Source organism: Geminocystis sp. M7585_C2015_104, from assembly GCA_015295805.1.
Classification (GTDB): domain Bacteria; phylum Cyanobacteriota; class Cyanobacteriia; order Cyanobacteriales; family Cyanobacteriaceae; genus DVEF01.
In genome coordinates this window covers 68,134-78,706 of record DVEF01000093.1, presented here as the reverse complement: position 1 = coordinate 78,706, position 10,573 = coordinate 68,134, and the positions used below count along the sequence as shown (strand labels likewise).

General features: G+C 45.0%; 12 protein-coding genes. 6 read left to right on the top strand and 6 right to left on the bottom strand.

The features are described from left to right. A partial coding sequence (locus IGQ44_11510) for an aspartate kinase (protein ID HIK38602.1) occupies nucleotides 1-537 on the bottom strand: 537 nt, incomplete at its 3' end. 155 nt (nucleotides 538-692) lie between these two features. Between IGQ44_11510 and IGQ44_11505 the strand changes: the two genes are divergently transcribed. Next, the gene (locus tag IGQ44_11505) at nucleotides 693-1,157 is read left to right on the top strand and encodes a universal stress protein (GenBank protein HIK38601.1); all 465 of its coding nucleotides are present in this window, start codon (nucleotides 693-695) and stop codon (nucleotides 1,155-1,157) included. 4 nt (nucleotides 1,158-1,161) lie between these two features. Here the strand turns inward: IGQ44_11505 and IGQ44_11500 are convergent, their stop codons facing one another. Continuing rightward, on the bottom strand, nucleotides 1,162-2,706 hold the full coding sequence (locus IGQ44_11500) for a serine/threonine protein kinase (GenBank protein HIK38600.1): 1,545 nt from the start codon (nucleotides 2,704-2,706) through the stop codon (nucleotides 1,162-1,164). Between the two features lie 84 nt (nucleotides 2,707-2,790). Beyond that, nucleotides 2,791-3,384: a TerD family protein gene (locus IGQ44_11495; GenBank protein HIK38599.1), complete on the bottom strand. Its 594-nt coding sequence runs from the start codon at nucleotides 3,382-3,384 to the stop codon at nucleotides 2,791-2,793. Nucleotides 3,385-3,531: 147 nt separating this feature from the next. On the opposite strand from IGQ44_11495, the gene IGQ44_11490 reads away from it, so the two are divergent. Beyond that, nucleotides 3,532-4,131, top strand: a complete 600-nt coding sequence (locus IGQ44_11490) for a M23 family metallopeptidase (GenBank protein HIK38598.1) — start codon at nucleotides 3,532-3,534, stop codon at nucleotides 4,129-4,131. A 15-nt stretch (nucleotides 4,132-4,146) separates the two neighbouring features. Here the strand turns inward: IGQ44_11490 and IGQ44_11485 are convergent, their stop codons facing one another. Then, nucleotides 4,147-4,614 carry a CRR6 family NdhI maturation factor gene (locus tag IGQ44_11485; GenBank protein HIK38597.1) on the bottom strand — a complete coding sequence of 156 codons (468 nt, stop codon included), beginning with the start codon at nucleotides 4,612-4,614 and terminating at the stop codon, nucleotides 4,147-4,149. Between the two features lie 294 nt (nucleotides 4,615-4,908). Between IGQ44_11485 and IGQ44_11480 the strand changes: the two genes are divergently transcribed. Further along, complete coding sequence (locus IGQ44_11480) at nucleotides 4,909-5,682, top strand: HAD family hydrolase (protein HIK38596.1); 774 nt, start codon at nucleotides 4,909-4,911, stop codon at nucleotides 5,680-5,682. Between the two features lie 197 nt (nucleotides 5,683-5,879). Beyond that, entirely contained in the window at nucleotides 5,880-6,962 is a 1,083-nt protein-coding gene (gene hrcA, locus IGQ44_11475; protein HIK38595.1) for a heat-inducible transcriptional repressor HrcA, read from the top strand. Here the strand turns inward: hrcA and IGQ44_11470 are convergent. Together IGQ44_11470 and IGQ44_11465 are read right to left on the bottom strand one after the other, a co-directional pair. Then, nucleotides 6,957-7,721, bottom strand: coding sequence for a phycoerythrobilin:ferredoxin oxidoreductase (locus IGQ44_11470; GenBank protein HIK38594.1), 765 nt, complete (start codon nucleotides 7,719-7,721; stop codon nucleotides 6,957-6,959). The genes hrcA and IGQ44_11470 overlap by 6 nt on opposite strands. 19 nt (nucleotides 7,722-7,740) lie before the next feature. Continuing rightward, nucleotides 7,741-8,469: a 15,16-dihydrobiliverdin:ferredoxin oxidoreductase gene (locus IGQ44_11465; protein HIK38593.1), complete on the bottom strand. Its 729-nt coding sequence runs from the start codon at nucleotides 8,467-8,469 to the stop codon at nucleotides 7,741-7,743. 347 nt (nucleotides 8,470-8,816) lie between these two features. Between IGQ44_11465 and IGQ44_11460 the strand changes: the two genes are divergently transcribed. After that, nucleotides 8,817-9,689, top strand: a complete 873-nt coding sequence (locus tag IGQ44_11460; GenBank protein HIK38592.1) for a phycobilisome linker polypeptide — start codon at nucleotides 8,817-8,819, stop codon at nucleotides 9,687-9,689. 37 nt (nucleotides 9,690-9,726) lie between these two features. Further along, nucleotides 9,727-10,488 carry a phycobilisome rod-core linker polypeptide gene (locus tag IGQ44_11455; protein HIK38591.1) on the top strand — a complete coding sequence of 254 codons (762 nt, stop codon included), beginning with the start codon at nucleotides 9,727-9,729 and terminating at the stop codon, nucleotides 10,486-10,488. Nucleotides 10,489-10,573 lie beyond the last annotated feature (85 nt).

The following is a 10,573-nucleotide window of genomic DNA, read 5'->3' as shown; positions in this document are numbered from 1 at the left end:
CCCTGGTACGTCCGTATATATCTCACAACAGTCCGCCTTTAGTGCTACTGCTATAGCTACAGCGGAAGTATCAGAACCGCCTCTACCCAGGGTGGTGATTTCCAAATCTTCCCCCCTCATCACCCCCTGAAATCCTGCAACTACCACCACTTTCCCCTCGTCCAAATGGCGTCTAATTCTCTCTGTCTTTATTTCCAAAATTCTTGCTTTGCCGTACTGTGCCTCTGTTATAATGCCCACTTGAGCCCCAGTAAGGGAAATGGCCGGTTGTCCTAACTCCTGTAACGCCATACTCACCAAGGCAATGGAAATTTGTTCCCCCGTAGACAGTAACATATCCATCTCCCTTTTACTGGGGTTGGAAGACACTTCCCGGGCTAATTGCACTAAACTGTCAGTAGTCTTCCCCATGGCGGAAACTACCACTACCACCTGATGCCCCGCCGCTACCGTCTTATATATCCTCCTACTTACCGACTTGATCCTCTCTGTTGTGCCTACTGAACTACCTCCGTATTTCTGGACAATCAACCCCATATTCTAACTGTAGTCTCTACCTATGTATGGACAAAATTACTAACCCATGGTAGCAAAAAGCAGTCTCTTTATTTCAAATAATTAAAAAACCTAGAATACCATGACTTTTAAGGGATACAATGGGGACAGGGATAAGGGTAAGGGGGTAATAGGCTATGTATGAGAGAATCCTGGTGGCCCTAGATCGCTCTCCCATGGCACAATTGGTCTTTGATAGTGCCCTATTTCTGGCCAAAAAATGTGATTCTCAACTCAACCTGTTGCATGTCATCTCCCAAGAGGTAGCAGAAACCCCCCTTAGTTTTGCCCCTTATTCCTTCACTTATGATATGGAGATAATCCAGGAATTACAACACCAGTGGGAGAAATACAAACAAGAGTCCCTGGAAATGCTGGAATACTGGGTAAAACAAGCGCAAAAGGAAGGGGTTATCGCCGAATTTACTCAAACCTATGGACATCCAGGGGCAGAAATCTGTAAACTGGCACAACAGTGGAATGCTAATCTCATCGTCATGGGGAGAAGAGGACATTCTGCCGTCAGTGAGATGATACTAGGCAGCGTTAGCAGTTATGTGATTCACCGTTGTCACTGTGCCGTCCATCTAGTCCAATTTTAGTCCCCTAGTCGGCCCGTCTGCCACCAGTGCTTCTACTTATGGCGGCTATTATTGTACTTTTCACAGACTCAAACTGTTTCTTGAGGGCGATTTTACTTAAATGGGGTTGTCCCGATACTGAGGGGAGGGCATATACTTGGTCTAAAAAGGCCATTAGTTTTTTGATTTTATCCTCCCCTAGTTGTACAGTAAATAGCTGTCTATATCTTTCCGGTTTTCCTAGTTCAAACAACAGGATGTAGTAAATTTTTTTGGCTATTAAATTATTCAAAATCTGAAAGCCTATTTCTGTTTCTAAATCTACATAACAAGGCAGCCATTTAGGTTCATGACTGCGACGATAAAGCAAATTTACCCAAAGGATCATGGGATGAGGTTTTAGCTGGAAGAGAAAATGGCTAAAGCAGAAGGTTTTTTGGGGAACAAAAGCCTCTGCCTCTTCTTTGTCAAGCATAGTCCAAAGACTGGCAAATGTGCCTTCTTGGGCTTCGTTGAGGCAGGGGAAAACGATTTTTTTCTGGGGCTTATCCGCTGGCCAACTGGTTTGAGAATAAATTGTCTGCAGGGGTAAATTTTTGCCCCCGGTTGTAGTTTTACAAGTAGAATCGCCCCCGCCAGTCGTCTTGTCTTTACTAGTCTTAAAATACTGTCTTTCTACAGAATTTATGACCTTTAGAATCTCACTTACACTTTGAGGACGCTTTTCGGGGGATTTTTCCAAACAACGCATGATTATATCCTTCAATTCCGATGGCAGGGAAAGATAACTGGGGAGGGGTTTAGGCGGAAATTCATGATGGGCCTTATACCAAGCCTGAAAACCCTTGCCTTCTGCCTGTATGGGTGTCTCCTGAGTCAACATCTCATACATCAGAACCCCCAAGCTATATATATCCGAAGTCGGTTGTAGTTCAGCTTCAGCCATTTGTTCGGGGGAACAGTATTCCGGAGTACCCATGAAGCGTTGTTGTGTTTCACCCTGTTGAGGATCACGAATTTGGGCAATGCCAAAGTCCAGAATTTTAACAGTAACACTCCCGTCTGCCCCCTTAGCCAAAAAAATATTATTAGGCTTAATATCCCGGTGAATAATAGTAGCTAATTCGCCATTGACCAAAATACCATTGTGGGCACATTGTAGGCCAAGACAAATCTGACGGGTAAGAAAGAGAAACTGTCGCAAAGAAAGCGCTTTCCGTTTCAACAATCTATCTAAATTTTCCCCTTCTAGATATTCCATCACATAAAAGGGCAGGTGGTTTTCGGCTATCCCATAATCCTTTACCCTTACAATATGCTTACTTTGTTCCCCTAACAAGGCACTGATTTTCGCCTCTGTCTGAAAGCGGGAAATCATTTTCTCATCCAATAACGCCTGGGAAAGAAACTTGATGGCTACCACAGTGTCTCCAGCCTGTTTGTCTATTGCCTTGTAAACCTGCCCCATTGCCCCTTTCCCTATCTGACTTATTAACTGATAGCGTTTGGCTACCAACTTGCCAGAATCCTTGCCGAATAGCTGGAGTAAATCCAATGATTTGTTTAACATGATGCGGGACCAATTGGCCAACTGGTTCTACAATCTTCTTATAGGGAGGAAAAAAGCAGTTATTGATAGTCTTGGGCTATTGTACTAGAGATAGAGGGAAACAAGATCTCCTAGGTTGCTGACTACAATTCCCTCTCCCCGGGCCACCACTTCCCAATCATCGCCTACGCGGTTAATTTCCGCCATAATCATCCCCGTTTTCCCCTTGTAACCTTCACCAGAGAGGGTGTAACGGGCAATTTCCTGATTGTTACTCAAGTTTACCAGCCGCACAAAGGCATTTTCCACCTGGGAAAAATCTTGACCTCTTTCTGGGGCATTATAGATATTGATGACAAATAATAGTTTATGAATAGAGGGGGGAATTAGGGGCAATTTTACAATGATTTCCTCATCGTCTCCCTCCCCCTCACCGGTAAGGTTATCTCCTAAGTGGATAATGCCATCTGAGTAATGGCGGAGGTTTCCGAAGAATATAATATCATTTTTGCTAGTCAGTTTTCCCTTTTCATTAATGCATAAAACGGAGGAATCTAGGTCAAAGTCACTGGCAAACAAACTCTCAAAAAAGCCTCGTTTTTTCCTCACATCCCAACCTAAGCCACACATCAATTCTTGGAGTTTTGGGGCTTCTTTCTTCAGGGAAATTTTTTGTCCTTTTTGTAAACTGATGCCCATGGTTTTAGCTTTCTCCTCTCTTCCATAATGATATACTATCTCGCCGGGGCACGAACCATAAAACTTGTTATTTTCCCGCTTGTGTTGGTAGGAAGGGTGGGTTAAAATCAACTGTTGATTTGCAAGTCAAGACTTGGTGTGGGGAGAATGGGGCGACGATGGTTTAAGTCTAGTTCTGTTTTATATTTGATAGTTGCCGGTGCTATTCTTTACCCTGTATTTTTCAAATTACAATCAGAAACACAAGAAGCTAACGCCCAGACAACCCCGATAAAAACCTCTTCCTCCTGGCGGGAAGCCTCCTTTCCGGTGGAGAGTTTTCAGGGTTATACTTCCGGGTTTGGCTATCGGATTCATCCTCTTACAGGGGAAATCCAATTTCATCGGGGATTAGATATAGCTGCCCCCCTCGGCAGCTACGTTCGTAGTTGGTGGGGTGGCACAGTAATTCATCTCTCAGACCATACCAACTGTGGTACAATGATTACAATCCAATCGGGCAGTTGGACTCACACCTATTGTCATTTGATGGGTAGTGTAGAAAACACCCCCAGGGGAAGAGTGTTAGTGGACCGCCAGGGAGGTATTATTTTATGGGAGGGTCAGACCGTGCCCACTGGTGCTAGGATCGGGAGGGTTGGTGTATCTGGGAGGACCACAGGACCCCACTTACACTGGGAATTAGCCTATAATGGCATTCTCATTGATCCTGCCCTTGTTTTAAGACAGATGTTTGCCCGGTTGTAACTGCCGGTTATTCTGTTAGTAGGGTAAAAGTCGGAAAAAATCTTCGTCTAACTCGTAGCCAAAAATCTGTGCCATTGCCTTGAGACGAGAGTGGCTTTTCAGATTCTGACTAGTTAACCACCGGTGGAGGGTGAAGATTTTTTGCATTATCCAAATGTCTAGGGCTTCTGGGTTATACTGTATTCCTTCTGTGCGACTGAACTGGTGAGGCACCAACATGGCAGCATATCTGGCTAACTCTCCCTCTCTCCAGTTGAGATAGAAGGGAAACCATGGATAATGGCTATCTAGGGCGATAAACCACAGTCTTATTTCTGGTATTTCCGACAATTCTCGGGGATCTGTTGCTTCTCTAGGATAATTTATGTTAAAGCATATTTGTTGTTCCAGACTTTTTGCCTCTTTCCCCTCTACCAGTTTTACCACGGGCGATAAGTCTAGTTTCTCAATTTCTTTTCGGCTTATCTCAACAGTAATAGTCATGATTTTTATTTTTCCAACTCTTACTTACAATGCCTCTTACCCAGCACAATCACGTCTCCGAGGTTATTATTAACATTTACCCTCCCGATTATATCATAATTCTTAGGACAAGAAAATAAAACCGTATAAATGGACCCTATTGCCGGTGGCTTGGGATTGCTAACAATTCCATTGACTTGCAGAGTGGAATTTTTTGGAGTCACATTTTTTTCAAAGATAATTTTGATGTTCATTGTTTTTTTACTCATCTCTCTGCCAACATGATAGTAGGTAATCAAAAATATGTTTGGAATTATGAAAGTTTTGGTGAGTGATTTCGACGGCGTGATTTGTGACGGTTTGGAGGAGTATTTCCTTTCCAGCAAGTTAGTTTATCAAAGAATATGGGGGGATTATTCTGGCGACTGGTATGCTCTAAAGACTCAGTTTTTCCTTTTACGCCCCGTGGTAGAAACTGGATGGGAAATGCCACTACTTTTGCGGGCATTGACCTGGGGAGAAAAACCTGAAAATCTTTTGGATAATTGGTTAGCAATTAGGGATAAAATCGTGAAATATCTCAGTCTTGAAGGAGTCACTGTAGACAAAATAGCCCAGGTATTAGATGAAGTAAGACGACAACAAATTGAGGAAGATTTAAATGGATGGCTAGAATTACATAGTATTTATCAGCCAGTGTTAGAGAAGATAAATAGCTTACTCAACCAGGGTAACAAGGTTTACATTCTAACCACAAAAGGGGGATACTTTACCAGAAAGATAATAGAAAAAGCAGGGATAAATATTCCAGAATCGGCCATAATAGGCAAGGAAGCAAAACGCCCAAAATATGAGAGTATAAGGGAAATTATTAAGCGGGAGAAAGTAAACGCAACAGATGTTTGTTTTTTAGAAGATAGACTAGAGACATTGGAATTAGTGCACCAACAGCCGGATTTAAAAGAGGTGAAATTGTATTTAGCTCTCTGGGGGTATAATACCGAGAAAATCAAGGAAAAAGCGAAAAAACTTGTGTACATTCGCCCACTGTCTTTGTCGGAGTTATTGTCCTGGGATTGCAAGTTATAATGAGGATAAGAGGGAGCTCTTGTTTGAAGGCAACTCGTCTGGGGTGGTAGAAGACTGACTCTACTTTTCCCCAAGACGGGATTTCTCCTAATGGGTTTGTGCCAGTGAACAGGCAAATAGGAGTTATACTCGTTTTATGGGTGTATTAATAAAAGTCCTTTAACAAGAGAGAGTTAGATATATATCAAAAAAGCAAGATGAGGGTAGGAATTGAGCTAAATGAGCGTCATCGTAAGGTATTAAAAGCCACGGTGAAACATTATATAGCCACAGCAGAACCAGTGGGCTCAAACACTCTGAGGAGGGAGTATGATTTTCCCCTCAGTTCAGCTACAATTCGTAATGCCCTAGGAAAACTAGAAAAGGCTGGTTTTCTCTATCAACCGCATACCTCTGCGGGGAGAATTCCCTCCGATTCGGGGTATAGGGTGTATGTAGACGAAATTCTCCACAGCCGCGAAAAACGCATCCCCTTTCCCCTCCACTCCCTCCTAGATGCCATTACCCTCCCCTTTGCCGGTAAATACGAGATTTTGTTTCAGAAAATCACCAAAATCCTGTCGGAAATCAGCGGTTGCATGGCACTTATCACCTTCCCCCAGGTAACGGGCAATATTATACAACACCTGCAGCTGGTAAGGGTGGCCAATGAGAGAATTATGTTGGTGATGGTGATAGATAGTTACCAAACCGAGTCGTTTGTATTGTCAACACAGGAATTAATTGCCTCTATCCGGGAAAAATTAACACCAGAGATGTTAGACAGACAACTGGAAATCCTCTCCAACTTCCTCAACCATAAATTCAGAGGCAAATCCCTTCGAGAAATCCACCAGCTGGATAGCAACCAACTGGATGCCGACTTTCGCAACTATGCCACCTTCATCAATAATCTCCTCACTAAAATCAAATCCAGCTATCGCCTTCCCTCTCATACACCTATTATGCTACAGGGCGTATCGCAAATAGTCAAACAGCCGGAATTCTCGCAAATAGAACAGGTGCAGCTGCTGCTAAACTTCTTAGAAGAGGAACAAGAGCAATTATTGCCCTTAATTTTTAATCTCCAGGAAGATTCCCGCATAGATCGGGTTAAAGTCCATATAGGCTCAGAAAATCCTCTAGAATCCATGCATTCCTGTAGTGTTGTCTCCGCCTACTACTGCCAAAACAACTCCCCAGTGGGTAGTGTAGCACTAATTGGCCCCACCAGGATGCCCTATGAAAAAACCATCGCCCTAGTAGAATCCACCGCCAAGTATCTTTCGGAAAAATTATAAGCCCGGGGTGGTTGCCAGAGGGGCCATTTCCGGGCATTTCAACAAGTCAAAGAGAAACCCGTAAATGTACTCCTCCGTCCAATCCCGGCCGTACAATCTCGTAAACATCCCTCTTGCTGGATCCTTTTCTGCACGATAACGTACGTACTTCCACTGGGCGAGACGGATGGCGGCCAACATTTGCGAGTCAGTAATTCTCTCCGCCTGCTGGACGAATTGGATATAGGCCTGCAGATACTCCTGAAAGGCGGAAAAGACGATGGTTTCTACAATTTCAGTCCTTTGAGGTCTAGTCCAGAGGAAAATAGGGGAAAAAAAAGGTCTGGCTTCCTCGGGGATGTCTCCCCCCCACTCCAACTGCTGCCGATACTTCTGGAAGAGGGGTAAAAGAGGTTCACTGTATTTACGACGATAATCATTTGTGTGAAAAAGAGGCTGCATATCCAGGGCAATGAGGTGTCCACCCGGCAGAGTGACCAAATCGGCCCCAAAAAAGGGCAAGTCGTAGTGCAAATGGGGGAAAATCACGAAATTGAGCACCTGTAGGGAATCTCCCCCTTCTACCATGGCTGCTCGGATTTGCCGCAGTTTCTCCGAGGCTAAGGCATAACTGGTGGTGGTAACCTCTTGTGCTTTTTTCCCCTTCCCCGTGACAGTCTTTTTCTCTCTAAAACCCTCCGGGATGGGATAATCCCAGGTGGGCAGTTTCTTTTGAATCAGACTGAAGGCGTATTCCAAAAAAGGCTTATATAAAGACACGGCTAATGTATATTTCCTACTACTTGTTAACTACAGTGAGGGGCACAGAGTCTTCAAATAAAAACTCGTGGAGGAAACGGGTAGCCCACTCATGGCCAAAATAACTACTAAACAGACCATGAGCTGGATCCCTTTCTGCACTATACTGATCATAGTCCTTTTGGGCCTGGACGATTCTCTCAATGTCTTCTGGAGAGGATAAGGGCTCGGCCTGCTCTACCAGTTGCCAGTATAATCGTAGATATTCCTGATAGGCGGGGAACAGTCGCTTTTGAATGGACTCGGCATCGGTTTTAGCAAACAGGAGATTGGGAGAAAAATAGCGGTTGGCATCGTAGAATTTCATCTCCAGATTTTGGGCCAAATCGGCGTATTTCTCCCGAATGGGCGCCATGGGGGCAATATATTTCTGTAAATAGGCTTCATCCCTGAATAGAGGCTGAAAGTCTAATACCACCAGGTGTTTCTTGTTGCTAAAGGAGAGAAAATCTATCCCCAACAGGGGCAAATCGTAATGGTGGGCTGGATAGATTACACTGTTGAAAATCTGGGCTGATTCGCCGGCGTCTATGTAAGTGTAGCGGATTTTGCGCAACTGGGGACACTGAAAACACCAACTCTGGATTACTGCCCTATTCCTTCCTCTTTCACTTACCTTGTATTCTAACCCCTGGGGGATGGGACGAGGTCGCAACTCGAAATGAGCCGCCAATTCTTGTTCCAGAAATTCTTTAAAAGCCTGATACATATGGGGGGATAAAAAGTTAGTACTGCGCACTTCCAATTTAGCTCTTTTTCTTGCCTTTTTCTCTTCCTTATTAAAGAAAGTAACAATACTTTACATTACAGTCTTTTTTTTCGAACAATTGTTACAAATATTAACGAAAAGGTGGGACAAATTCCTGTTAAATATTAGAGAAATAGGAGGGAGAGATTGATTGTCTGCCACCCAAGTACCCTTCGGGCTGGGGTAGCTCAAGGGACAGTCAGTCTTTAACTCGACTCATTTTAACCGCCATAACCGGTGTAGATTTTCTAAAGTAACGTTAAGTTTTTTTAAGAAACAATAAAAACAAGAGAAGTTGGAGGAAAAAAATGGTTTTTGGGCCAGCGTCCATTTTAGGAGTAAGTCTGTTTGAGGAAACCCCACCCATCGAAAGGACCCCCGACTGTAGTGCGGATGACCTAGAAAGAATTATCCGCGCTGTATACCGTCAGATTCTGGGTAATGCCTATGTGATGGAAAGCGAAAGGGCATTGGTGCCAGAATCCAGGTTTAAAGGAGGAGAACTAAGCGTACGAGAATTTATCCGGGCAGTGGCAAAAAGCGACCTGTATAAGTCCCGTTTCTTCGACACCTGCCCCCGTTATCGCTTTATTGAGCTGAATTTCAAACACTTTTTGGGTCGGACCCCCGCTAACCTGGAGGAAATGAGGGCTCACAGCACCATCCTCGATACCCAGGGGTATGAAGCGGAAATCGACTCCTATCTAGACAGCGACGAGTATCAAAATGCCTTTGGGGAGAACATAGTGCCCTACTACCGCGGTTACAAGACCGAGCCTGGGCGCACTATGGTTGAATTCACCCATATGTTTGCTCTGTTCAGGGGGCCAGCAGGCAGTGATCTGAAAGGCAGTCTCGCCGGTAAGTCTCCCGTGTTGAACAAGTATGTGATCCAAGAAATACCCATCCCAGTAATACCCCCATCCGGTGGCGCACCAGGAGACGGCTGGGCCTTCTCCGAACCAGTCACCGCCCGCACCCGTCTTGGTGTCGGCGCTAGCGAAGACGGAAAGGTATATCGGGTAGAAGTCACTGCCTATCGCTCCCTCGGCGCCGTCAATCGTGTTTCTAAATTCCGTCGTAGCAACAAAGTATATCTTGTGCCCTACAATCAACTGTCCGAAGTATACCAGAGAGTTCACAAAGAGGGTGGCGTAATTGCTAGCATCACCCCCGTATAACCCAAATGGTTGCGTAATAGAGTTTGGAGGTGAAAATATGGCTTTTGTAATGGATGCCCCAGTAGAATTGCGGGATTTGTCCCCTGAAAGTGTAGACCAAGTAATCCGTGCCGTCTACCGTCAGGTGTTGGGCAACCCCCACATCATGGAAAGCGAGCGTCTGGTATCTGCCGAATCCCGTCTGCGCAGTGGCCAGTTGACTGTAAGGGAATTCGTGCGGGAGGTAGCCAAGTCCGAATTCTACCGTCGTCGCTACTTCTACTCCTGCCCCCCCTATCGTTTTGTGGAACTGAATTTTAAACACCTGTTAGGACGTGCCCCACAGGAGCAAGCCGAAGTCTCCGAACACGTCCGCATCTGCAATGAACAGGGCTTTGAAGCAGAAATTGACTCCTACATCGACAGTGCCGAATATCAGCAAAAATTCGGCGAAAATATAGTTCCCTACTATCAAGGGGCTCGGACTCAACCTGGCCACCGACAAGTGGTTTACAACCGTACCCTCAATCTGTGGGGCGGCTATGCCAGTGTTGACAGTGCCCGCAAATCCCCTCGTCTGTTGCAGGCCATCGCCGTCGGCACCGACAACAAAATCACACTGCCTTCAACAGGTGGTCGTTCCGGCTACAAAGATGCTACCGACAAAATGTTTAAGATTGTGGCCAAAGGCTTCAAGTTTGACTCCCCCCGTCGAGTTAGCACTACTGTATATCTGGTGCCCGGCAACAGAATGAGCCCCCAAATCCAACGCATCCAACGCGCCGGCGGCACTATTGTCAGCATAACTGAAGTGGTATAGACCCATTGCATAACGGCGTACAACCAATACGTCTTGTCCCTGGCGTATGGCGGTACGCCTCCTTTTATGCTAACAATAGAAACAT

Coding starts and splice junctions, on each gene's coding strand:
- IGQ44_11505 (HIK38601.1), top strand. CDS start 693: ATGTATGAGAGAATCCTGGTGGCCCTAGATCGCTCTCCCATGGCACAA.
- IGQ44_11500 (HIK38600.1), bottom strand. CDS start 2,706: ATGTTAAACAAATCATTGGATTTACTCCAGCTATTCGGCAAGGATTCT.
- IGQ44_11495 (HIK38599.1), bottom strand. CDS start 3,384: ATGGGCATCAGTTTACAAAAAGGACAAAAAATTTCCCTGAAGAAAGAA.
- IGQ44_11490 (HIK38598.1), top strand. CDS start 3,532: ATGGGGCGACGATGGTTTAAGTCTAGTTCTGTTTTATATTTGATAGTT.
- IGQ44_11485 (HIK38597.1), bottom strand. CDS start 4,614: ATGACTATTACTGTTGAGATAAGCCGAAAAGAAATTGAGAAACTAGAC.
- IGQ44_11480 (HIK38596.1), top strand. CDS start 4,909: ATGAAAGTTTTGGTGAGTGATTTCGACGGCGTGATTTGTGACGGTTTG.
- hrcA (HIK38595.1), top strand. CDS start 5,880: ATGAGGGTAGGAATTGAGCTAAATGAGCGTCATCGTAAGGTATTAAAA.
- IGQ44_11465 (HIK38593.1), bottom strand. CDS start 8,469: ATGTATCAGGCTTTTAAAGAATTTCTGGAACAAGAATTGGCGGCTCAT.
- IGQ44_11460 (HIK38592.1), top strand. CDS start 8,817: ATGGTTTTTGGGCCAGCGTCCATTTTAGGAGTAAGTCTGTTTGAGGAA.
- IGQ44_11455 (HIK38591.1), top strand. CDS start 9,727: ATGGCTTTTGTAATGGATGCCCCAGTAGAATTGCGGGATTTGTCCCCT.